The sequence below is a fragment of the Clostridium intestinale genome (assembly GCF_035905475.1).
GTDB classification, from domain to species: domain Bacteria; phylum Bacillota; class Clostridia; order Clostridiales; family Clostridiaceae; genus Clostridium_T; species Clostridium_T intestinale.
On sequence record NZ_CP121166.1, the window covers coordinates 1,097,175 to 1,120,234 of the forward strand.

Genomic DNA, 23,060 nt, shown 5'->3' on the forward strand with positions numbered 1-23,060 from the left:
TAAGGTAAAATATATTAAGAAAAGAATTTTAAAATAAGAAAGTATAATAATTATGAAAGCAATTAGATTGGAGTGGAATTATGGAAAAGTGTTATATGTTATTTAATGATGAAAAAATCTATATTAAATCCAATAAAAGCAGCAATGTTGCGGAGTATACAATTAATGATGTTGTAAGTTATCCTAATGTACCATTATATTTCAACATTTTTAATAACGAAGATGTTATAAAGGACATGAGAACGTTTATAAAGGATAACGAAGATATTAATAGTTTAATGCAAGGAATATTTGCTAAAAAAGTTTATTTGCTTGTACCTGATGATGTAACAAATGTAACTGATATTGAGAAAAGAGCTTTTGATGAATTTGCTAAAAAGTTATTTAAAGGGAAAGAAGTTGTTTTCGGATCAGAATTTGCTTTTGTAACAACCTTTGAGGAAAAAGATTATATATGTATTTCAAGAACCTGTAGAATGTTGATTTTAACTTCTATTAAAGATAAAAAAATCTTTAAACAAAAATTTATTCAAGATAAGGAGTACACAAATGATGAATTACGTGCTCTTATAAATGAAGTAAGTGAGGGTAATGAATACCTTCCTAAAGTGTACTTAAACGGAAATAATTTATCTCAGTACTCTGATATAGGAATTTATGTTGATAAATTAGATATAATAAAAAACTTCGAAGATACTTTAAATCAACTAAATCTATAGAAGACAAATTACTTTGAACATAAAATTATAGATGGAAGAATATATAAATGGTTAAGATAAAATTTTATTTATCTTAACCATTTATAACCTTCTTTTTAGAATGGACAGCAATACTAAATTTTGTTTCTATAAGACCTAAAGAAAGTTTTGATTTCTTCAGCCAAAAGCTCAGGCTCTTCCATAGCAGTAAAGTGTCCACCACTTGCCATTGTTGTCAAATGAGTAATATTTAGATTGCGTTTTGCCCATTCTTTAGGTGGTAGGAGTATATCAGATGGGAAAAGAGCTAAACCTGTTGGTATATCTATAGGTCTCATTGGAGGTAAAGAGTTCATATTCTCATAATACATATTTGCAGAGGAGCCTATTGTATTTGTAACCCAATAGATCATTATGTTAGTAAGTAATTCATCTTTACTAAATATTGTTTGCAAATCACCATTACAATCACTCCACCCACGGAATTTTTCTACAATCCAAGCAGCTAAACCTACAGGTGAGTCAGAGAGCCCATAAGAAATAGTCTGTGGTTTTGTAGATTGAATGGACATATAACCTCCTTCATCTGAAATCCACTTTAGGGCATTTTTTTTGTAATTTAATTCTTCTTCAGAAAGTTTACTAATATCATCATTGGAAGAGATTAGCTCTCTAATAATCCCTATGTCCGTTAAGTGAATTCCAACTAGAAGTTCTGGATGATTTAATGCTAAATATCTAGTAATACCGGATCCTATGTCTCCTCCAGCAGCAGCAAATTTTTTATATCCCAGTTTTTCAGTCATTAATTTTGCCCAAAGTTTAGAAACAATATAATTATTTATTCCATCACGCTTTAGTGGACTGGAAAATCCGAATCCAGGTATTGATGGCACTACTACATCAAAAGAGTCTTTAGGATCTCCACCATAACTAGCAGGATCAGTAAGAAGAGGTATGATTTTCTGATATCTTATGAAGCTGTCTGGCCATCCATGGGTAAGAATAATTGGTAGTGGATTTGGTCCCTTACCTTTTTTATAAATAAAGTGAATATCTATTCCGTCAATACAACATTTAAATTGATGAAAATTGTTTAATTTCCTTTCTTGTGCTTTCCAATCAAATTCTTCTTTCCAATATTGGATAAGGGATTTTAAATAATCAATATCAGTGCCGCGATCCCAACTTGAATATTTTAAGTGGTCTGGCCAGCGTACATGGTGAATTTTGTATTTTAAATCATCAAGTATTTCATCAGATACTTGAATATTAAATGGTTCAATAGTCATAATGATGCTCCTTTCGTATGAAGTATAATTTCATTGTTTAATAATAGTGTAGCATTTAGAGATTATGATACAATGTTATAAATGAAACTTTAACCTATACTATTTGTTAATGGAGGTTTTTTATGCCACAAGATGATCGCTATAAAAATAGACCTGTGTTTATTGAATTTGTTGTAAATGAGAATTTTATAAATCTCCCCTACAAAGAGAGGTTCACTATAATTTTAATTACTAGTGGAAGCATTAAATTACAAATAAATGATCGTCCTATTAAAATTGTAGCTCCAAGTGTTCTTTGTTTATCTATAGAGGATAGGGTAAAGGTTATTGAACAACATAATTTATCAGCGCAATCATTTTCTTTCCATCCTGATTTTTTTTATACAGCACGTTTTTTAGAAAGTAAAGGATACATATCAACTAGTCTAAAAATAGAATCTGGACTTTCACTTTTTAATAGCGAAAATAACCATGTCTGTGTATATGATTTAACTGAAAATGTCTATCCAAAATTGTATGAGTGGTTTTTTATTATGGGTATGGAGGTATATGCACAAAGCGACTCACTTTGGGTATGTAGAATAAAGAGATATTTGATACAGATATTAGAGTTGATTGAAGAGTTAAGTAATTATAAGGAACAAACACCAGTTAATTTAGTATTGGAGTATATACATATAAACTATTCTGGGAAAATAATGTTAGAAGATTTAACAAAATGTGCTCATTTAAATAGAGTGTCATTAAATAAAATGTTTCAAGAGTTATGTGGATTAACTCCAATGGGGTATCTACTAGAATATTGTTTGAAAGTCTCAGAAACACTTTTAACACATACAGATATGAGCTTAAATGAAATTGCACGTGCAACTGGCTTTGAATATGATACCTATTTTATAAAGCAATTTATTTCAAAAAAAGCAATGACACCAACTAATTATAGAAATGCCTCTCGTGAATTTGTTAATGTATTATAAAATGAGGCATATAAGGTATCAAGGATATGCATGGAGAGATTGACACTATTTTCTATTTGTATATAATATATATGAGGATTAATAAATATTTTGTGAAAGACTTTATGGGGGTTATTAGGAAAGGATAAGAAACATGTTGACAATGAAAAAAGTTAAAAGTGTTAAATGGTTTGGATTAGTGTTTATCGGATTTTCAATATTTATGGTTTTTAATTTCTTGTACAAAGGAATGGATAAAGAAATACCTCCTAAAGAGCAAGAATACATATATGAGGTATTAGATAAAATTAATGCCGATAGTAGCAAAGAAGATGTCATTAAGTTATTAGGAGAACCTGATAGAAATCTAGGGTTGAAAGTTAATTGGTGGGTAACCGTAGACGGGAACAAAGATAGGGTAGGAGTATATTTTTCAGAAACAACAGGAAAAGCAACTGCAGTTAATTTCGATGGAGGAAGTGGAAGATTTTATTATAGAAAGAATTTTGATAGGTAATGTTATGGCTATAAAAATAATATTTACTGTTATAATAACATTGATTTATGTGATGTTTTATAAAAATATATCGTACAAGCATATAAATAAGAAGTTGCTTACAGCTCTAATCACTACGATAGTATTTTCATCATTAGGTGTGTATAAAATTTTTTTTCTGAGAAATGAGCTTTTTTTGGCTGAAATAATATGCTATGTATTAATTGAAGTTATAATAGTTTTAACTTTAATAGGTATGTATAAAAAAAATAAAATCTGTGGAATAATAAACTTTATTTTTGTGTTAATAAGTATATATAGTGACTACTTAATTGATAAGAATAAAGCTTTGCCTATTATTGTGTTTATAGTATACTTAAGATCACTATTATATTTCGATATTTTTTGGGATGGAACATTAGGTATATTTGCATATCACAAAAAACTTAAAATAGATGATGATAACGACTTTAATTCTAATTATATGTAAAATAAATAATTTTAAGCTGGTAGAAAAATTGAAAAATTCTATCAGCTTTTTACTTTCTTCAAAGAATTAAGATAGAATTAAGCTCACCTAAAATCAATATTAAAGAGAACATTGTAAGATTATAGTGAAATAAGCTTAAGAGGTGAGTAAAATGAGTAGATATATCGTTGAAACAAAAAATCTAGTTAAGGTGTTTAATAAAGTTAAAAGTGTTGATAATGTTAATCTAAAGATAAAAGAGGGAGAAATATATGGATTTTTAGGTCCTAATGGAGCTGGAAAGTCAACAACTATAAAGATGCTATTAGGACTTATAAGAGCTATTAGTGGTGAGGTTTATATTTTTGGGAAATCAATTAAAGAAAATAGGGAAGAGATTTTAAAAAACATAGGTGCTTTAGTTGAAAGTCCATCATATTATGGGCATTTAACTGCCTATGAGAATCTTGATATATTAAAAAGAATGTTAAAGCTTAATAAGGAAGAGATTGAAGAGAAACTAAAACTTGTAAATCTGTGGGAAGAGAGAAATAAAAAAGTTAATGAGTTTTCTTTAGGAATGAAACAGAGGCTTGGAATAGCGCAGGCTCTTATGGGAAACCCAAAACTTTTAATTTTAGATGAACCTACTAATGGTTTAGATCCTGCTGGAATAATAGAAATTAGAAATTTAATAAGATATTTAGCTAAAGAAAAGAAAATTACCATAATTATTTCAAGTCATATATTAAATGAGATTGAGTTAGTAGCAACGGAGGTTGGAGTAATAAATAAAGGAAAACTACTATATCAAGGATCTCTAGAAGATTTAAAGAAAAACTCTACTAATGAAGTGATAGTAGGATTAGAGAAAAAGGAAGAAAAGGCTTTAACTATGAAACTTTTATTAGCTAGAGGATATAGGGTAGAAGAGCAAAATTTAAAACTAAAAGTTAAAGGAAATAATTTATCTCCTTCAAAAATTTGTAGAGAAATAGTTATGGGGGGATATTCGTTAAACTATTTAGCTGAAGAAAAAAGCTCCTTAGAGGAAATTTTCTTAGGACTTACTAAGGAGGAAAAGGTATGCTAATGGATTTAATAAAAAACGAGTTTATAAAAGAGAAGAGAAATTTAGTAATTTTGTTTGTACTTATGATTCCAATAGGAGTTTCAGCTCTCTTGGTATTTGATTTTTTAATAAGGTATGAAAGTTGGCTTTTACCGCAAGCTACATTAAAAGGATTAACCTCTTGGCAGGTATTAGTAAAAGAGCAGAGGATATTGTATTTTAATGATAATATGCCCCTATTTGTTTCACTTATCTTAGTTACTTTATTTGAAAGCGAATATAAGAATAACGCATGGATATTTTTATTAACTAAACCTATAAAAAGAAACAGTATTTTAAATGCAAAAGTTATTGTGGCTGTATTTTATTCAATAATTATGCTTTTACTAAATGTATTTTCCTTGATAATAGTTGGACTAATATTTAAGTTCAAAGAGCCTATTCCTTGGAGATTTTTTATAATAATGTTTTGTATTCAATTAATATCAACTTTAGGAATAATGACTATACATTTATTTATAAACCTAAAAAATAAAAACTTACTGATATCCATTGGAGTGGCAGCAGCACTTAGTGCGCTTTCTTCCAATATATATCATAGTGAGACTTTTATTAAAAATATAAACCCTTATGGATTTTCTTTATTTTCTACAACTCAAGGTAGGAATGAGATAACTATCGTTTTAATAATTTCAGCAGCTATTCTTATAATAGGCTCATCTTTAGTTAGAAAATATTTTGAAAATAAAGAAATATATTAGGAGGATTAAGAAATGGAATTATTAAAAGTAGAATTTTTAAAGATTAAGAAAAGCTCTTTATTGTTTACAGCCTTGGCTGTTCCAATAGCTATAGTTTTAATATTTATAAAAAAAGCACAAAGCCTAGCTGTAAATGGGTTAGAAATTAATGAAGCTATAATTATGTTTTCTTCAATTACCTTTATAGCCTTAGTACTACCCTTACTAAATACATTTACTGCATGCATAATAACAAAGGTTGAAAATGATAATAATGGCTGGAAACAACTAATGCTTATGCCTATTAAGAAAAGTAGTATTTACTTTTCTAAATATAAAGTCATGATATTAACTTTAGCAACTTCAATAGTTTCTTATCTTCTAGCAGTAATTTTAGGAGGGTTTTTTATAAGTAAAAAAATAGACTTAAGTATATTAGTTATTGGGGTTGAAATATTTATAACTTCACTTCCAGTAATAATTCTTTTATTTATAATAGGAAGAAATTTTATGAGCATAATACCAGTTATTTCTGCTGGAGTTGTTATGATGATTACAAATATTTTTATTGCTCAAAGTAGATTTTGGATTTATGCTCCTTGGACATACGCATTATCAATTACAAATGGGTCAATAATTTCCTATGAGAAGTATATAGCTATAGGTGCCTCCTTAGTTTTAGGTTTTTTATTATTTGCACTAGATTATATAAGCTTTAAGAAATCGGATATAATGTAAGGGTGAACTATGGTAAAATTATACTTGTGATAAGGAGGGTATTATCGTGATTAATGATGAACTATTAAACAAGAAGATAATGCTTGTTGATGATGAAAGAGAGCTATTACAACTACTAAAGGAAGTTTTTATAAAGGAAGGCTTTAGATATATATACGAAGCTGAAAATGGAATAGATGCAATATTAATGTGTAAGGAGAAAAATCCTGACATAATAATTTTAGATGTAAACCTACCAGACATAGATGGATATATGGTTTGTGACAAAATTAGAACTTTCTCAAACTGTCCAATAATTTTTTTAACTGCAAAAGGGGAAGATGAAGAGAAAATAATGGGTCTAGAAGCAGGGGGAGATGATTATGTAACTAAACCATTTAATATTAAGGAAGTGGTTTTGAGAGTTAAATCTCAGCTTAAAAGGGGCAATATAGGTAATGAAATAAAAAGCAGAATATATACATTTGGCTCAATTATTATAAATGAAGAAACAGGCGAAGTTAAAAATGGAGATGAGAATATAAGTTTAACAGCCAAAGAGTATTTATTATTATTATTTTTAGCTAAAAATACGAACAAGGTTTTTAGTAAAGCCTCATTATGTGAGGAGGTTTGGGGGTATGAGTATGACGGCTATGATAATACAATTATGGTTCATATAAGACATTTAAGAGAAAAACTTGAGAAAGATCCAAGTAACCCCAAGCACATAAAAACATTAAAAGGAATTGGTTATAAGTTGGTGAACTGATATGAAAATAAAATTAACAGCAAAAATATTGATATCTATGATTTTAGTTTTTCAAATAACCTTTCTTATTTATGGACTTTTAAATTTATTGATATACAAAACTGATATAAGTTTTGGAGAGAAGATATATAGTGTATCATTTTCAACTTCAGATTTTATAGAGCATTTTATAGAAGATCTAGAGAGTAGAAATGAGTTTAGCTTAAATGATGAAAATATAAAAAAACTAAAAGAAGACAATGTTTGGATTCAAGTTCTAGATAAGGGGAATAATGAGGTTTTTAAAGAAAATAAGCCTGATAATATTCCTACTAGTTATGCGACTTCAGAATTAATTAATTTCATACAAAATCCCTGGGAAAGTATAGCTCCAACTACCGTTTCTACAAAAGAATTGATCAAAGGTAATGAGAAATACACTTTATTAGTAGGTTTTCCAATAAATAAGGTTTTTAAGTATTCTTTAACTTTTACAGAAGAAAGTTTTAGATATCATTTGAGTATGATAGTTTTTGGCTTTGTTTTGGTTGGAATTGTAGCATATATTTTTAGTAGAAATCTAGTAAAACCAATGGTATCAGTAATTCAGGATATAGAAGATTTAAAAGATGGTATTTATAAACCTAAGAAAAATAAAAAGGGAGTTTACGAAGAAGTAAGTAAAAACATAAACAATTTATCAGTTATCTTAAAGGAAAATGAAATGCATAGAAAGGAAGTTGACGAGGCAAAAGAAGAGTGGATTGCAAATATAAGCCATGATTTAAAAACTCCATTAAGTTCCATAAAGGGATATGCAGAACTTCTGCAGGGAGAAGAATACGATATAAATATTGAGGATGCAAAAAGATATTCACATATAATTCTAGCTAATACAAATCATATTCAGGAGTTAGTTAATGATTTATCTTTAATATATAAACTTAAAAATAAGGTAATTTCTATAAGTTTTAGCTATGAGAATTTAGTGACAATACTCCAGGAATGTATAATAGACTTACTTAATAACAGTAATTATAGTGAACGAGAAGTGAACTTTAACTTTGATGATGAAAATATAATAATAAACTGTGATAAAAAATATATAAAAAGAGCTATAACCAACCTGTTAGTTAATGCAATTGATCACAATACAGAGGATACGGTTATTGATGTATCAGTGTTTAAAAAAGATAGGCTTATAAATATAATTATAGAAGACAATGGACAGGGTATAGGAGAAGAGGATTTAAAAAATATATTTAACAGATATTACAGAGGAGTTAATTCAAGTTCCAAATCAAAAGGATCTGGATTAGGCATGGCCATATCTAAAGAAATAATAAATTGGCATAAGGGTGATATAAAAGTTCAGAGTGAAATTGGAAAAGGAACTAAAATAGAGATTTCCTTTGAGGAAATTAAAGAAAACCATCTGAAGTAAAACTTTATAAAGTTAATTTAAAAGAGGAAGATGATTCCTCTTTTTTGTATGTTAAAAATTAAAATTACCACTTAAATAGTGAGATAAATCCATTATTACTTCTGGATAATCCAAATTTAGAATAAAAGGATTCCTCAGAAGGTTTTGTTAACAAAACAGGACTTAAGTTATTTTCATCAAGAAGCTCCATCAAGTTTTTCATTAAGCTTGTACCAATTCCTTTACCTTGATAATCTTTGTGTACAAGCAACCTCAAAATATAAGCATGTTTTATACCATCAGAAAGCACTTGAACAAATCCAATAAGATTATTTAAATCATCTCGAACAGTGATCCATCCCCAAGATAAGTTTAGAGAATCTTCTAGCTTTTTAGGTGAACTTATTCCCCAACCAATAGTTTTCAATAAGTCATTTAATTCATTAATATCAACTTTAGCGTTTCTTTCAATAAGCATATTTTTATACAGTCCTCTCATAAGTAAAAATTAATTGTAAATAATATGATAATTATAACATTAAGTGCCAAATGGTGTATACATAAATTGAGGTATTTATATTTGGTTTAAAATATCCTTATTTAGAAAAATAAAGTGTATAAGAAATACTCGTAAATGATGATTAGAAATAAAAACTTAAACTCAAGATTTAGCAATAATTCTAAAAGTTATATAAATAAAGTTAAAATAAATCAATAAGGAGGATTTTTAAAATAATAATGTTATTAACATATATATAAAATAAGTTAAATCTATTATAATATAGTTATTTCAAAAATTAGTACGGTTATTTTTTATTTAATTAATGGAGGTTTTTAATGGAGTTTATATTAGAAAGTGAAGATTTATTGGATTATTTAAAGCTTAATAAATACGTTGACTTTGATAATGAAGTTATTAAAAATAAAGCAAAAGAGATATTTAAAGAAGGTTCAGATGATATTCAGAAAATAAGGACTGCCTTTGAGTATGTTAGGGATGAGATTTCTCATTCTTGGGATATTAAAAGTAAAAGAGTTACAAGAGTAGCTTCAGAAGTTCTTAAATATAAAGAGGGTATTTGTTATGCAAAATCAATGTTACTAGCTGCACTATTAAGAAATGAAAACATTCCTGTTGGTTTTTGTTATCAAAGACTTACGCTTGGGGATACTCCAGAAACATGTTATTGTATTCATGGATTAAATGCGGTTTTTATTTCAAATTTAAATAAATGGATTAGGTTAGATGCGCGTGGAAACAAGAATGGGGTTGATGCTCAGTTTCTAATAACAGAAGAAAAATTAGCATTTGAAATACGTAAAGAATTTGATGAGTTCGATTATATGACCATTTTTAGTACTCCAATTAAAATAGTTACAGATACATTAGAAAATAATATAGACTGCATGGAAATGGTTAAATATAATCTCCCTACAACATTATAATATTATATTAATGTAAAATAACTTATCTAAATAGATAGGTCTTTTTTAGTTTTAAGTGTGATTAAGTCACAGACTATATTTACTTATAGGCTTTAATATAAAAGTAAGATAGTTAAGAATTTAAGATGTTTTATATAAAAACATTATAAATATAGGAGGAGTTCTGTATGAAAAAAGTAATAATTGTTGGTGGTGTAGCAGGCGGAGCTTCAGCTGCTACTAGATTAAGAAGATTAGATGAAAACTTAGAGATAATAATGTTTGAAAGAGGCGAATACGTAAGTTTTGCAAACTGTGGACTTCCGTATTATATTGGGGGAGAAATAAAGGAAAGAGAAAAACTTTTGGTTCAAACACCTAAAAGTATAAATGATAGATTTAATGTTGATGTAAGGGTAAATTCTGATGTTGTTTCAATAGGTACAGATAGAAAGGTAGTTAAAGTTAACTCCTTAGAAAAAGGTGAATATGAGGAAAGTTATGACTATTTAATATTATCACCTGGCGCAAAACCAATTAAACCACCTATTAAAGGAATAGATAGCTCTAAGATATACACTTTAAGAAATGTACCAGATACAGATAAAATTAAAAAGGTTGTGGATGAAAAAGGTATAAAAAGTGCTGTTATAATAGGTGGAGGTTTTATAGGAATTGAGATGGCTGAAAATCTTAAAGAAAGGGGATTAGATGTCACTTTAATAGAAGCTGCTCCACATATATTAGCACCTTTTGATTCTGAAATGGTAACTATTGCAGAAAAAGAGTTAAATGATAGAGATGTATCATTGATTTTAAACAATGGCGTTGATAGTTTTAAGGATAATAATGATTTAATAGAGGTTCATTTAAAAGATGGAAGTTTGGTTGAATCTGACATAGTAATTTTGGCTATAGGTGTAGCTCCTGATACTTCATTTATTAAAAATACTAACATTCAATTAGGTGCAAGAGGTCATATTATAGTGGATGAGTATATGAGAACATCTGCATCTGATGTTTATGCTGTTGGTGATGCAATATTAGTTAAGGACTATGTGTCTGGGGAAGATGTAGCTATTCCTTTAGCTGGACCAGCTAATAGACAAGGAAGAATTGCAGCAGACAATATAGCTGGAAGAAAGGTCGCTTATAAAGGAACACAAGGAACCTCTATATTAAAAATATTTGATTTAGTAGGAGCTTCAACAGGAAATAATGAAAGAACATTAAAAAGATTAGGAGTTGACTATAAAACAGCATATATACATCCTATGTCTCATGCAAGTTATTATCCCGGAGCAAAACAAATATCAATAAAATTAATATTTAATAAAGATGGTAAGGCTTTAGGTGCTCAGGCTTTTGGATATGAAGGTGTTGATAAATTTATAGATGTAATAGCCTCAGTTATTAAACTTAATGGAACAGTTGATGATTTAGTAGAATTAGAACTAGCATATGCACCACCATTTTTATCGGCAAAATCTCCACAAAATATGGTAGGATTTGTAGCTGAAAATTATTTAAATGGAACTACAGATATAATCTCAGTTAATGAATTAAATGAATATAATAGTGAAAATAGTACATTATTAGATATTAGAGAAACTATAGAAGTCGAAAGTGGTTCTATAGAAGGAGCTATAAATATTCCTTTAAATTCTCTTAGAAATAGAATGAATGAATTACCTAAAGATAAAGAAATAATTGTATATTGTGCTGTAGGACTAAGAGGACATATTGCATCTAGAATTTTAACTCAAAATGGATTTAAGGTCAAAAATTTATCTGGTGGATATAAGACATATATTCAATCAAAATATATTGCAAAGAAAATTACTAAAAAAAGTAGCCAAAATACTGATATTCAAAAAGAAGAAGTTGCTGTGGATATAAACTCAATAGAATTAGATGCATGCGGATTATGTTGTCCAGGTCCATTAATGCAAGTTAAAGCTAAAATTGATACCTTAAATACTGGAGATGTATTAAAGGTAAAGGCTTCAGATCCTGGTTTTTATGAAGATATTAAATCTTGGTGTAAAAATACAGGAAATGAATTAATGTCTTTAGATAAAAGCTGTGGAATAATCTACGCTGAAATAAAAAAAAAGTCTAAAAGTAATGTAGAAAACATTGATATATTAGAGAGTTCAGTTAAACTTGATAACTCTCAGACAATGGTAGTTTTTTCAGGTGATTTAGACAAAGCTATAGCTTCTTTTATTATAGCTAATGGTGCAGCTGCTATGGGTAAAAAGGTAACAATGTTTTTCACTTTCTGGGGCTTAAATATTTTAAGAAAAAGTGAAAATATAAAAGTCAAAAAGAATATAATCGAAAAAGCATTTGGGTTTATGATGCCAAGAGGTTCTGAAAATCTTAGCTTATCGAAAATGAATATGGGCGGCATTGGAGCTAAGATGATTAGAGGAATAATGAAAAAGAAAAATGTACAGTCACTAGAAGAGCTTATGAAAGCTGCTATGGATAATGGCGTGAATATAGTTGCATGTACAATGTCTATGGACATAATGGGAATAAAAGATGAAGAACTAATAGATGGAGTTAATTTTGGAGGAGTAGGTTATTACCTAGGCGAAGCTTCAGAATCAAATATAAATCTATTTATATAAGTAAACAAAGGCTTTGATAATTGATTTTATCAAAGCCTTTTGTCTATTTAAAGTTATTTTATATCTACAGTAACTTTTTTCATTTTTTGATCTGTTAGTGGTTTGTCGTTAGCATCTCTCTTTTCACTAACTATTTTGTCTACAGTATCCATACCATCAGTTACTTTACCAAAAGCAGCATATTTTCCATCAAGGCTGTCAGTATCTTTAACCATAATAAAGAATTGAGAGCTTGCTGAATCAACTGCTTGAGATCTCGCCATAGATAGAACTCCTCTAGTATGCTTTAATTTATTTTCAAATCCATTATAGCTAAATTCTCCAGGAATAGTTTTTTCAGAACCGCCAGTTCCATTACCTTTAGGATCTCCCCCTTGAATCATAAATCCAGGAATTACTCTATGAAATATTAAACCATCATAAAAACCACTCTGAATTAAATCTACAAAATTATCAACGGTTTGAGGTGCTATATTAGGATATAGCTCAGCTGTTATTTTTGCCCCATCTTCCATCTCAATAGTTACAATTGGTTTTTTACCTTCATATTTACTTTTATAATCAGCCATTGCCTTTGAAGATGTAGCGTTATCACTTGGTGTTTTTGTACAACCACTTAAAATAAGAATTAAGCTTGCACATGAAATAGCTAAAACTTTCTTTAGTAAACCTTTGCTTTTCATATTTTTATCCTCCAGAAAAAGTATAGGTGTATTGAAATATATTACCAAAAACTCAACATAAATTCAATGGTCAATTATCTTTAAAGTGTCTTTAACATTTTAACTACAATGTTATTCTAAAGATTAATTTTTTAGAATAGTAATAACTAAAATAGTATAAAAAGGTGATAGTAAATGAGTGAAGTATTAAATAAAGCCACTAAAAAGGAAACTTTTGTAACTTTATTCCCAGAAACAGATAATTCGCACTTAACTAAAGATGTAGGGATGATAGCATATGTAATGGGAAAACACTATAATTATGATTCCAAAATAGTAGCCTATAATAATGGTAGTTATCCATATCTTGAAAAAGAGTTATTAGGATTTAATATAGAATTTCTTGAAAAAGTAAAAGGCGACCCAGAAGTAGATGGTATGTATTATTTAATAGATAATGCTGAGAAAATTGATGTTTTACATTTATTTCATTTAAATGCTAGAAGCTTAAATTGGATAAAGTTATTTAAAAAGTTGAATCCACAAGGAAAGGTTTATTTGAAGTTAGATGCTAATATGTATATTACTTATGAAGAATTCTCTGATAGTAAAATTGATATTCTGAAAAAATGCTCATTAATAACAGTTGAAACAAAATATCTCTATGATTTTTTAAAAAGAGATTTGGAAGTTAAGGTTGAATATATTCCTAATGGGTTTTATGACTTTTTTGAAACTAAAAAAGTTAACTATGAAGAAAAAGAAAATTTTATTATTACTGTTGGAAGAATCGGATTATATTTAAAAGCTAATGAAATTTTAATGGAAGCTTTTAAGTTAGCTGAAGATAAAATTAAGAATTGGAAACTTAAAATTATTGGACCTGTACTTAATACATTTAATCCATATATAGATCAATTTTTTCTAGATAATCCGACTTTAAAAGACAGGATTATATTTACTGGAGAAATAGTTAGTAAAAAAGAACTTGAAGAAGAGTATAGAAAGGCTAAAATATTCTGTTTAACTTCACGAAGTGAAAGCTTTGGGATAGTATATGTTGAAGCAGCTAAAAATGGATGTTTTTTATTGTCATCTAATGTTCTTCCTGCTTTAGATGTTACAGATAATAGGAAATATGGTGATATATTTGGAGTTGATCAAATAGAGGAATTATCAAAGTTAATAGTTAAATATGCTCAGGATGAAGAACGTTTAAAGAATAACTGCGAAGAAATTCAAAAATTTGCTTATAGTAATTTTAATTGGATTGATATTTGTAACAAAATTTATAATTATATTAATGATGAAAATTATTCGATAATTAATGAAAATTGTACGAATAAAGAGTTTAAAGAAGTACGTAGAATTATTGAAGCAGGAGCGAGTAAAAACAACATAAATGATAGGGGTTTTATAGATAGGTTAAAGTATAATCCTGAAGCTTTAAAAATGTCCTTTTGGGAAAATCATTTTGAACTTTCTTGTTTTGATAGATATCCAGAGATAAGTGGTAAAATACTAGATTTTGGATGCGGGTCTGGAAATCTAGATATCTATTTAGCTAGAAAAGGAATGTTTATTCATGGAATTGATTTAAGTGAGATTGGAATTAATATAGCAAACTATTATAAACATAAAGAAGTTGATGAAGTAAAAAAAAGACTATGTTTCACTCTAAATGATATAACTAAAGATGTGCCAAAAGATTTGTATGATTCTGCTTGGTCAATCAATGTGTTTGAACATATTTTATATCCAGGTCCAATATTTAAGGGATTAAGAAAATGGATAAAACCAGGAGGATATATACTTATTTCAGTGCCATTAGGTTATGCTTATAATGATTCAAATCATGTGCATCATTTTATGAATAATGATGAATTAAAGGTTCATCTTGAAAAATACATTGATGTTATAAAAGTTGATAGTGATTTAAACAACAAAGTAATAAGAGCATTATGTAGATTTTAATGCAGTAAATAAAATTAAAATATAGTGTGTTCTACAAAGTCCTATGCATATATTGGTAGTAGAAAAAATATAGTCGAAACTATATAGCAAAGGATGATTAATATGAAATTAACAAGAGATTTGTCATTTGATGGGGAAATAGTAACACCTAATGACAAAGAATATGAAGAAGATAGACAAGTATGGAATAGAGCCATACAAAAATACCCAATAGCTATATTGTATTGTACAAGCAAAGAAGATGTTAAAAGTGCTCTTGAATTTTGCATTATAAAAAACTATGATTTTAGAATACGCTCTGGTGGACACAATTATGAAGGATATTCTGTTGGCAATAAACTTATAGTAATTGATGTAAGTAGGATGAAAAAGATAAAAATAGATGAAGTTAAAAATACTGTTATAATAGAGCCAGGAGTTTTAAATAGTGAGTTGTATGATTATGTAGGTAAAAGAGGATATCCTTTCCCAGGCGGAACTTGCCCAACTGTTGGGGTAGCTGCATATACTTTAGGTGGAGGTTGGGGACTTTCATCTAGATTATTTGGTCTAGGTATAGATAGTGTAGTTGAGTTTAAGATGGTAGATTATAGAGGTAAAATACTCACTGCAAATAGAGAATGTAATAAAGACTTATTTTGGGCATTAAGGGGAGCTGGTGGAGGAAATTTTGGCATAGTAACTTCCTTAACTTTTAATTTGCCACCTAAATTTAATATGGTAACTCTATTTACCATATATTATCCAAGCACAACTTCCTTTGAACAAGCAAAAATAATGGAGACAATGCAAGATTTATATGAAAACCTAGATAGAAGGGTAAATATGAGGGCGAGTTTCTATAATTCAGATGAAGAAGGAGTGGCAGCTTATTTTAAAGGTTTATTTTATGGAGAGATTGATGAGCTTAAGGGAATTTTAAAACCACTACTAGAATTGCCAAAGGCTCAGCCTAATTTTCAATATACAACTTTTTTAAATGCTATAAAAGAAGTTGAAGCTGGATATCCAGATAGTGAAAAATTTAAATCAGCAGGTAGATTTCAAGATAGAGTATATTCAAAAGATCAACTTCTAAAATTATCATCGCTAATTCAAGATAGGCCTAAAGGCTCAGTGTATGTAGCAGTAACATTTTATGGTTTAGGTGGAGCTGTTAAAGATAAAGGTAAAAATGAAACAGCATTTTATTACAGGGATTCAAATCTTATAATTGGAATACAGTCAGTCTGGGAAGATTCTATATATGCAGAAGTAAATAAAAGATGGGTAGCAAACAGGCTAAATTATATAAAAACTATAACTGAAGGATCTTTTATTAATTTTCAATATAGTCCATTTAAGAATTATGAAAAAGAATACTATGGTGGAAATGCTTGTAGATTGAATTTTATAAATGAAAAATATAATCCTCTAAATATATTTAACTATCCGCAATCAATAAAATAATCTTAAAGATAGCAATAAGACGTACCAAATTAAACGGTGCGTCTTATCTTTTTATTTTACATTTAGTTTTGCTTTGATTTCTTCAAATGGGAAGTTATTACCAGGGCATTCTGTTTGTCGTACATCTTTATGCCTTTTTAAATCCGTAATATTGTATTTGTTCATTAAGTATCTTGACAATGCTATAAGACTAGTCATTTGCTGAGGAGTTACATACTCTTCATTAAAATTTCCTTCAGATGCAATTCCAAAAGCTCTAGCATTTACTCCAGGGGCATGAGAACCTACTGCATTTTCGGGTCTACCTCTATAGATAGTACCATCTTTTCTTATATAAAAGTGATAACCTATACCACTCCAGCCTCTTTGTTTATGAATTTCATCTATTTTTTGAGGTGTCATATTGTTATCCACAGTATGATGATACACTATCATGTTAGGATTAAAATTGTAACTTAAAGGGGTTGCCCAAGTATAATTTACCTCAACAATTTTAGGAGTTTTAATCACGTCACTACGACTAAACTTGCTTCTAAGCTTTCTCCTAAATCTTCTTAATAAATTTTTCATAACTATCTCCATATTAGTTCTATAGTTTAATTATATGTACCAACTTTTATAGTGATACTATAATGCTAGAGATTTGGATAAATAATATATGAAACTAAGAGAATTGATGAAATTAAATTGGATTTAGGATTATAATGTTAAGTCTTCATTTTTTACCTTTTCAAGAACTTCCAAGAATAACTCAGGAGGTTGAGCACCTGATACTGCATACTTATTGTTAAATACAAAGAAAGGAACTCCAGTTACTCCTATATTTGATGCTAATTCCTCATCTGCTCTAACATCTGAACTATACTTATTGGATTCAAGGATAGATAAAGCCTTGTTTTCATCAAGCCCAACTTCTAAAGCAAGTTTAGATAATACCTTGATATCTGACAAGTTTAAAGAATCAATAAAATATGCCTTTAACAATCTTTCAGTTAGCTCATTAATCTTATTTTCAAATTTTGCATAATGAACTAATCTATGTGCATCAAAAGTATTAGTTGGTTGTAAATCGTCAAAGTTATAATTAAGCCCAAGTTCCTTAGCTTGATTAACTAGTTGATTATTTGAAGCTTTAGCTTGTTCTAATGGGATTGAGTATTTCTTTGCTATAAGCTCATGAATACTTTCAGAATATACTTTTTTAGCATTGGGGTCTAGTTCAAAACTTCTAAAAACTATTTTAACTTCATTTGAATATTCGAATTTATCTAATGCTAATTCAAGTCTTCTTTTACCAATATAACAAAAAGGACATACAAAGTCAGACCATATTTCTATTTTCATTTATACCACTCCCTAAAAAGATTATATTAAGTTTATCAATTATCTCACATAAGAAAATCACTGTCAATTTATTGATAATTACATAAATTTACTTAAAAAAGATAACTTAATAAATTACCAATATTAACATAATTTTGAGAATATATTGTATAATGAAATATAGAATTAATTTTAATTAAGGAGGATGGGTTTTGGCAAAATATGAGAAGGCAGTAAAAGGCGATTTTAATGATATAGTAAGACATTTAGAAAAAGACATAGGTAGTAGTGGAATAAGTATGAATCTAGTAGATGAAAGTAATTATAGTTATAGTGGTATGAAAGTAGCAGTTAGAGTATATGATAAGTACTTTATGAGAAATGGAAATAGGGCAAGCTTAAGTTTAACTGTAGTTGGTCATGATAGTGATATTTTTGTATCCGCAATAGGTGCTGGTGGGGGACAAGGTATATTTTTTAATTTTAGTTTAGGTGCTGAAGATGATATGGTTGCTTTAGTAAGGGATAGCATAGCTAAAATATAAGTAAAAAAATTTACAACTTCGATACAAGTTACACATTTAATGATACAACAACATCATACAATTTATATGAAGAGATTGTATTTGTTAGAAGGAGGTTTAACTTGAGGAAAAATAATTTTAATAAACGAAGAAAGAAAATAGGGATATTTATTTGTAGTTTGATTATTATATTGGGTGCCTTTATAACCTATAAATACTCTGAAGAAAAAACTACTCAAAAAAATGAAATACTACAAGCATCTATAGACAATGAAGCAGATAACAGTAGTGATAATTCAGAACCAAAAGAGAATGATAACGATAATAAGGATAATAATTCTGAGAATGATGATAATATAAATATGGATGAAAATAGTTTTGATGCAGGGCAAATTCAAGATTTTTTAGTTAAAAACATAAAAATTCAAGATGGAAAAAAGATTGCATATTTGACATTTGATGATGGTCCATCAACTACTGTTACTCCAAAGATTTTAAAAATTCTAAAGGATAATAATATAAAAGCTACCTTTTTTATTGTAGGTGATAAATTAGAAGAAAGCCCTGAAACAAAAAATATACTTTTAGATATATATAAACAAGGACATGCTATAGCAAATCACACATATACACATAACTATTCTAAACTTTATCCACAAGGGAAAATCGATGCAAATACATTTATGGGAGAGTTAGAGCAAACGAATGATGCAATAAAGAAGGTATTAGGAGATAAGTTTCATACTAGGGTAGTGAGATTTCCAGGTGGACATGCTTCTTGGGGCGGAAGAGAAGAGATTGATAGTAAACTTGAGGAAAAAAAGTATAAGTACATAGATTGGAATGCATTAATAGGAGATGCTGAAGGTAGCCGAAAAACAAAAGAACAGCTTTTAAATAGATATCATGAAACTTTTGTTGGACAAGAAAAACTTGTTCTACTAATGCATGATACATATAGTAAAGAAAGTACAGCAGAAGCACTTCAAGATATAATTACTGACCTAAAGAACAAAGGGTATGAATTTAAAACCTTAAAATAATTATGTTGATTTTCTAAAACTATTGATGCTATAATATAAAAAATGAAAGTTGAGGTGAAAAAATGATTAATTTTTCTTGCTAATTTTTAAAGTACGTTAAAATAAGAAATTTAACAGAGGGATCTGTTTGTTTTTGTTGTACTTATTTGCAAGAAAGTTATTATTTTTTCTCTTAGATATATACTGTTATTTTATGCTACCCTGGAGTAGTTTAATTGCGTGTATTTATGAGCTGTAAGAATAATATTTCTTGCAGCTCTTATTTTATTCTTTTTAGGAGGTGATTTAAATATGAAAGATACTATTGTAACACATGATATTCTCCATATAGAGTCAGATAGGAAATGTCAAGTTTATATGGAGCAATAACGAGGTCGGCATAAGTTCTGACTTTGTTATTTGCATTATTTAATTACAAAGGAGGACTAAGTATGTCTTTAATAAATGTCACAAATCTTACCTTCAGCTATGAGGGAAGCTACGATAATATTTTTGAGAATATTAATTTTCAAATTGATACTGATTGGAAGTTAGGTTTTACAGGCAGGAACGGACGGGGAAAAACAACCTTCATGAATCTTTTACTAGGAAAATATGAGTATAGAGGAAGTATTTCTTCTAGCGTTAATTTTGAGTATTTTCCATATGAAGTTAAGGAAAAAGAAAACTTTACTATAGATGTTATAAAGGAAATTAGCCCAAATTCAATGGACTGGGAAATAGAAAAAGAATTATCATTATTAGAAGTGGACTTTGATGTTTTATATAGACAGTTTTTTAAACTATCAAAGGGGGAACAAACAAAAGTATTGCTTGTTGGGATGTTTTTAAAAGAAAATTCATTTCTCCTTATTGATGAACCTACAAATCATTTAGATTCGGAAGCTAGAAAAAAGTTAAGTAGATATCTAAATAAAAAGAAAGGCTTTATTTTGATTTCACATGATAGAGTATTTTTAGATAATTGTGTTGATCATATTTTAGCTATTAATAAAACCAATATTGAGATTCAAAAAGGAGATTTTACTTCTTGGTGGAGAAATAAAGAACTTCAAGACGGATTTGAGGTTTCAGAAAATGAGAAACTAAAAAAAGATATAAGTAGACTTTCAAAAGCAGCAAAACTTACATCATCATGGTCAGATAATGTAGAAAGCAGCAAGTTTGGAAGTACTAATTCTGGAAGTAAAGTAGATAGAGGATATATTGGGCACAAGGCAGCCAAGATGATGAAACGTGCTAAAAATATAGAATCTAGACAACAAAACATGATAGAAGAAAAGTCAAAACTACTTAAAAATATTGAAACTAATGAGAGTTTGAAGATATCTCCACTTAGCTTTCACGATAATAAAATAGTTGAACTAATAGATGTTTCAATTAACTATGATGATAAGAGTGTTTGTGAAGGAATAAGCTTTAGCATAGAACAGGGTAAAAGAATAGCTATTCAAGGTAAAAATGGTAGTGGTAAATCCAGTATATTAAAATTAATTAATGGAGAAGATATTTCTCATACTGGAGTTATAAGAAAAAACAATCAATTAATCATTTCATATGTATCGCAAGATACATCAACTTTAGTTGGAAATTTGTCTGAGTATGCCTACGAAAATAGCATTGATGAGAGTTTATTCAAATCTATTCTTAGAAAATTTGATTTTTCAAGAGAGCAGTTTGAAAAGAAAATAGAAGATTTTAGTGGTGGGCAAAAGAAAAAGGTATTGATTTCAAGAAGTTTATGTGAAAAAGCACATTTATATATTTGGGATGAACCTCTAAACTTTATAGATGTAATTTCGCGTATGCAGATTGAAGAGCTATTACTTGAATATAAGCCAACAATTCTTTTTGTTGAACACGATATTGCTTTTTGCGAAAATGTAGCAACTAAAATAATAAAATTATAAATGGTTAATGGTTAAAAAATCTATTAATTTCATTTGTCTACTGTTATACTTGTAAAGAAAATTAATTTATGATAAAATCAGAGTAATTTATAGGTGATGGAGTTCACCTTAATCGCAATTTAGCTAATGACTCCTACAGGTCCTTGTATAAGTGTACCTGTAGGAGTTTTTTATATTTTACCCAAAAATTGGAGGAGAAAAAATGGCAACAAGTTTAGCAATTATAATTTTACTAGGGATACTAGCAAATACTCTTTTTACGAAATTAAAGATGCCTGGATTATTAGGAATGCTCATCTTAGGAGTAATTTTAGGTCCTTACGGCTTTAATTTATTGCAGCCAGATATTCTAAATGCATCAGCAGATTTTCGTAAAATAGCACTAATAATCATACTTCTTAGAGCAGGATTTGGCGTAGGTGTAGAAGATTTAAAAAAAGTTGGAAAAATCGTAATAAAAATGGGTTGGATACCTAGCCTTATTGAAGGATTTTTTATAACTTTTGCATCAACTAAGTTTTTAGGATTTTCATTTATACAAGGAGGTTTATTAGGGTTTATTATTGCAGCAGTATCACCAGCTGTAGTGGTTCCACAGATGATTAATTTCATTGAAAATAAAATTGGAACAAAAAAAGGAATTCCAACATTGATATTAGCAGGTGCATCAATTGATACTGTTTTTGCTATAACCATCTTTACGACCTTTTTAGGTTTATACAGTGGAAGCCATGTAAATATAGGTGTAAAGTTATTAGAAATTCCAGTTTCAATAGTTTTAGGAATTGCTATTGGAACTATTATTGGATTTATAATGATGTGGGCATTTAAAAAGTATCACATTAGAGATACAAAGAAGTTATTACTTATAGTTGGAACAGCTATAATGCTCACGACTTTAGAAAATTCACTCAAAAATAAGGTCGAGATAGCTGGACTTTTGGGAGTTATGATTATCGGATTCATAATTCTAGAGAAAATACCAAAGGTAGGTAAAAGATTATCAGCAAAATTAAATAAAGTTTGGGTATTTGCAGAAATACTTCTTTTTGTATTAGTGGGAGCCCAAGTTAATATAAACGTAGCAGTTAATGCAGGAGCTATGGGGATAGTGGTAATATTTATAGGATTAATAGGAAGAAGTATAGGAGTAATAATTTCGATGTTAGGAACTGATTTTAATTGGAAGGAAAGAATTTTTTGTGTGATTTCTTATATTCCAAAGGCAACAGTTCAAGCTGCAATGGGTGCAATACCATTATCTATGGGAGTTCAATCAGGAGATGTAATTTTAGCAATAGCAGTACTATCAATAATAATTACAGCCCCACTTGGAGCAATTGCCATAAGTACATCATCAAGAAGTCTTTTAGATGTAGAAGAGGATAAAATAAAAATAGCATAGATATTTAAAGGAGGAATCTCTTAATAGATAAGAGGGGCCTCTTTTTAAAGATTACAGATATAAGTATATACTTTATGAATAAAATTTTCATA

Annotated in this window: 22 protein-coding genes and 1 riboswitch; of the genes, 17 read left to right on the plus strand and 5 right to left on the minus strand. The window is 28.6% G+C overall.

Annotation, left to right across the window (positions count from 1 at the left end):
• Window positions 1-80 precede the first annotated feature (80 nt).
• Complete coding sequence (locus P8F83_RS05690) at window positions 81-719, plus strand: hypothetical protein (protein WP_326513811.1); 639 nt, start codon at window positions 81-83, stop codon at window positions 717-719.
• 113 nt (window positions 720-832) lie between these two features.
• On the opposite strand, the gene P8F83_RS05695 is transcribed toward P8F83_RS05690, so the two are convergent.
• On the minus strand, window positions 833-1,990 hold the full coding sequence (locus P8F83_RS05695; protein ID WP_326513812.1) for an epoxide hydrolase family protein: 1,158 nt from the start codon (window positions 1,988-1,990) through the stop codon (window positions 833-835).
• 122 nt (window positions 1,991-2,112) lie between these two features.
• On the opposite strand from P8F83_RS05695, the gene P8F83_RS05700 reads away from it, so the two are divergent.
• The 8 genes from P8F83_RS05700 to P8F83_RS05735 all read left to right on the plus strand — a co-directional run bounded on the left by P8F83_RS05700 (window position 2,113) and on the right by P8F83_RS05735 (window position 8,635).
• Complete coding sequence (locus P8F83_RS05700) at window positions 2,113-2,967, plus strand: helix-turn-helix domain-containing protein (RefSeq protein WP_326513813.1); 855 nt, start codon at window positions 2,113-2,115, stop codon at window positions 2,965-2,967.
• Window positions 2,968-3,109: 142 nt separating this feature from the next.
• The gene (locus P8F83_RS05705) at window positions 3,110-3,463 is read left to right on the plus strand and encodes a hypothetical protein (RefSeq protein ID WP_326513814.1); all 354 of its coding nucleotides are present in this window, start codon (window positions 3,110-3,112) and stop codon (window positions 3,461-3,463) included.
• The gene (locus tag P8F83_RS05710) at window positions 3,426-3,932 is read left to right on the plus strand and encodes a hypothetical protein (protein WP_326513815.1); all 507 of its coding nucleotides are present in this window, start codon (window positions 3,426-3,428) and stop codon (window positions 3,930-3,932) included. The genes P8F83_RS05705 and P8F83_RS05710 overlap by 38 nt, the downstream gene beginning before the upstream one ends.
• Window positions 3,933-4,083: 151 nt before the next feature.
• Window positions 4,084-5,004 carry an ABC transporter ATP-binding protein gene (locus P8F83_RS05715; protein ID WP_326513816.1) on the plus strand — a complete coding sequence of 307 codons (921 nt, stop codon included), beginning with the start codon at window positions 4,084-4,086 and terminating at the stop codon, window positions 5,002-5,004.
• Window positions 4,998-5,744, plus strand: a complete 747-nt coding sequence (locus P8F83_RS05720) for an ABC transporter permease (protein WP_326513817.1) — start codon at window positions 4,998-5,000, stop codon at window positions 5,742-5,744. The genes P8F83_RS05715 and P8F83_RS05720 overlap by 7 nt, the downstream gene beginning before the upstream one ends.
• Window positions 5,745-5,756: 12 nt before the next feature.
• Entirely contained in the window at window positions 5,757-6,461 is a 705-nt protein-coding gene (locus P8F83_RS05725; protein ID WP_326513818.1) for an ABC transporter permease, read from the plus strand.
• A gap of 46 nt (window positions 6,462-6,507) precedes the next feature.
• Window positions 6,508-7,212 (plus strand): response regulator transcription factor, encoded by a 705-nt coding sequence (locus P8F83_RS05730; RefSeq protein ID WP_326513819.1) that lies wholly within the window; start codon window positions 6,508-6,510, stop codon window positions 7,210-7,212.
• Between the two features lies 1 nt (window position 7,213).
• Complete coding sequence (locus tag P8F83_RS05735) at window positions 7,214-8,635, plus strand: sensor histidine kinase (protein ID WP_326513820.1); 1,422 nt, start codon at window positions 7,214-7,216, stop codon at window positions 8,633-8,635.
• 64 nt (window positions 8,636-8,699) lie between these two features.
• On the opposite strand, the gene P8F83_RS05740 is transcribed toward P8F83_RS05735, so the two are convergent.
• A complete protein-coding gene (locus tag P8F83_RS05740) occupies window positions 8,700-9,113 on the minus strand; it encodes a GNAT family N-acetyltransferase (RefSeq protein ID WP_326513821.1) in 414 nt (137 codons plus the stop codon).
• Window positions 9,114-9,451: 338 nt separating this feature from the next.
• Here P8F83_RS05740 and P8F83_RS05745 point away from each other — a divergent pair, with 338 nt between their 5' ends.
• Window positions 9,452-10,060: a transglutaminase-like domain-containing protein gene (locus P8F83_RS05745; protein WP_326513822.1), complete on the plus strand. Its 609-nt coding sequence runs from the start codon at window positions 9,452-9,454 to the stop codon at window positions 10,058-10,060.
• A 167-nt stretch (window positions 10,061-10,227) separates the two neighbouring features.
• The gene (locus P8F83_RS05750) at window positions 10,228-12,678 is read left to right on the plus strand and encodes a DsrE/DsrF/DrsH-like family protein (RefSeq protein WP_326513823.1); all 2,451 of its coding nucleotides are present in this window, start codon (window positions 10,228-10,230) and stop codon (window positions 12,676-12,678) included.
• Between the two features lie 53 nt (window positions 12,679-12,731).
• Here the strand turns inward: P8F83_RS05750 and P8F83_RS05755 are convergent, their stop codons facing one another.
• On the minus strand, window positions 12,732-13,247 hold the full coding sequence (locus P8F83_RS05755) for a peptidylprolyl isomerase (RefSeq protein WP_326514821.1): 516 nt from the start codon (window positions 13,245-13,247) through the stop codon (window positions 12,732-12,734).
• A 288-nt stretch (window positions 13,248-13,535) separates the two neighbouring features.
• Here P8F83_RS05755 and P8F83_RS05760 point away from each other — a divergent pair, with 288 nt between their 5' ends.
• Together P8F83_RS05760 and P8F83_RS05765 are read left to right on the plus strand one after the other, a co-directional pair.
• Window positions 13,536-15,314 (plus strand): glycosyltransferase, encoded by a 1,779-nt coding sequence (locus P8F83_RS05760; RefSeq protein ID WP_326513824.1) that lies wholly within the window; start codon window positions 13,536-13,538, stop codon window positions 15,312-15,314.
• 102 nt (window positions 15,315-15,416) lie between these two features.
• Window positions 15,417-16,763, plus strand: coding sequence for an FAD-binding oxidoreductase (locus P8F83_RS05765; RefSeq protein ID WP_326513825.1), 1,347 nt, complete (start codon window positions 15,417-15,419; stop codon window positions 16,761-16,763).
• A 51-nt stretch (window positions 16,764-16,814) separates the two neighbouring features.
• Here the strand turns inward: P8F83_RS05765 and P8F83_RS05770 are convergent, their stop codons facing one another.
• A complete protein-coding gene (locus P8F83_RS05770; protein ID WP_326513826.1) occupies window positions 16,815-17,333 on the minus strand; it encodes a peptidoglycan recognition protein family protein in 519 nt (172 codons plus the stop codon).
• A gap of 129 nt (window positions 17,334-17,462) precedes the next feature.
• The gene (locus tag P8F83_RS05775) at window positions 17,463-18,107 is read right to left on the minus strand and encodes a DsbA family oxidoreductase (protein WP_326513827.1); all 645 of its coding nucleotides are present in this window, start codon (window positions 18,105-18,107) and stop codon (window positions 17,463-17,465) included.
• A gap of 191 nt (window positions 18,108-18,298) precedes the next feature.
• Here P8F83_RS05775 and P8F83_RS05780 point away from each other — a divergent pair, with 191 nt between their 5' ends.
• The 4 genes from P8F83_RS05780 to P8F83_RS05795 all read left to right on the plus strand — a co-directional run bounded on the left by P8F83_RS05780 (window position 18,299) and on the right by P8F83_RS05795 (window position 22,968).
• Entirely contained in the window at window positions 18,299-18,631 is a 333-nt protein-coding gene (locus tag P8F83_RS05780; RefSeq protein WP_073016668.1) for a DUF6054 family protein, read from the plus strand.
• Between the two features lie 101 nt (window positions 18,632-18,732).
• Window positions 18,733-19,653, plus strand: coding sequence for a polysaccharide deacetylase family protein (locus tag P8F83_RS05785; protein ID WP_326513828.1), 921 nt, complete (start codon window positions 18,733-18,735; stop codon window positions 19,651-19,653).
• A gap of 431 nt (window positions 19,654-20,084) precedes the next feature.
• Window positions 20,085-21,563 (plus strand): Lsa family ABC-F type ribosomal protection protein, encoded by a 1,479-nt coding sequence (locus tag P8F83_RS05790; RefSeq protein WP_326513829.1) that lies wholly within the window; start codon window positions 20,085-20,087, stop codon window positions 21,561-21,563.
• 83 nt (window positions 21,564-21,646) lie between these two features.
• Window positions 21,647-21,706, plus strand: a riboswitch (Fluoride riboswitch).
• Window positions 21,707-21,765: 59 nt separating this feature from the next.
• Window positions 21,766-22,968, plus strand: coding sequence for a cation:proton antiporter (locus tag P8F83_RS05795; protein ID WP_326513830.1), 1,203 nt, complete (start codon window positions 21,766-21,768; stop codon window positions 22,966-22,968).
• Window positions 22,969-23,060 lie beyond the last annotated feature (92 nt).

Bases quoted from the DNA above. Each gene is read 5' to 3' on its own strand.
- P8F83_RS05690 (WP_326513811.1), top strand. From the start codon at position 81: ATGGAAAAGTGTTATATGTTATTTAATGATGAAAAAATCTATATTAAA.
- P8F83_RS05695 (WP_326513812.1), bottom strand. From the start codon at position 1,990: ATGACTATTGAACCATTTAATATTCAAGTATCTGATGAAATACTTGAT.
- P8F83_RS05700 (WP_326513813.1), top strand. From the start codon at position 2,113: ATGCCACAAGATGATCGCTATAAAAATAGACCTGTGTTTATTGAATTT.
- P8F83_RS05705 (WP_326513814.1), top strand. From the start codon at position 3,110: ATGAAAAAAGTTAAAAGTGTTAAATGGTTTGGATTAGTGTTTATCGGA.
- P8F83_RS05715 (WP_326513816.1), top strand. From the start codon at position 4,084: ATGAGTAGATATATCGTTGAAACAAAAAATCTAGTTAAGGTGTTTAAT.
- P8F83_RS05720 (WP_326513817.1), top strand. From the start codon at position 4,998: ATGCTAATGGATTTAATAAAAAACGAGTTTATAAAAGAGAAGAGAAAT.
- P8F83_RS05725 (WP_326513818.1), top strand. From the start codon at position 5,757: ATGGAATTATTAAAAGTAGAATTTTTAAAGATTAAGAAAAGCTCTTTA.
- P8F83_RS05735 (WP_326513820.1), top strand. From the start codon at position 7,214: ATGAAAATAAAATTAACAGCAAAAATATTGATATCTATGATTTTAGTT.
- P8F83_RS05740 (WP_326513821.1), bottom strand. From the start codon at position 9,113: ATGAGAGGACTGTATAAAAATATGCTTATTGAAAGAAACGCTAAAGTT.
- P8F83_RS05745 (WP_326513822.1), top strand. From the start codon at position 9,452: ATGGAGTTTATATTAGAAAGTGAAGATTTATTGGATTATTTAAAGCTT.
- P8F83_RS05750 (WP_326513823.1), top strand. From the start codon at position 10,228: ATGAAAAAAGTAATAATTGTTGGTGGTGTAGCAGGCGGAGCTTCAGCT.
- P8F83_RS05755 (WP_326514821.1), bottom strand. From the start codon at position 13,247: ATGGCTGATTATAAAAGTAAATATGAAGGTAAAAAACCAATTGTAACT.
- P8F83_RS05760 (WP_326513824.1), top strand. From the start codon at position 13,536: ATGAGTGAAGTATTAAATAAAGCCACTAAAAAGGAAACTTTTGTAACT.
- P8F83_RS05765 (WP_326513825.1), top strand. From the start codon at position 15,417: ATGAAATTAACAAGAGATTTGTCATTTGATGGGGAAATAGTAACACCT.
- P8F83_RS05770 (WP_326513826.1), bottom strand. From the start codon at position 17,333: ATGAAAAATTTATTAAGAAGATTTAGGAGAAAGCTTAGAAGCAAGTTT.
- P8F83_RS05775 (WP_326513827.1), bottom strand. From the start codon at position 18,107: ATGAAAATAGAAATATGGTCTGACTTTGTATGTCCTTTTTGTTATATT.
- P8F83_RS05790 (WP_326513829.1), top strand. From the start codon at position 20,085: ATGTCTTTAATAAATGTCACAAATCTTACCTTCAGCTATGAGGGAAGC.
- P8F83_RS05795 (WP_326513830.1), top strand. From the start codon at position 21,766: ATGGCAACAAGTTTAGCAATTATAATTTTACTAGGGATACTAGCAAAT.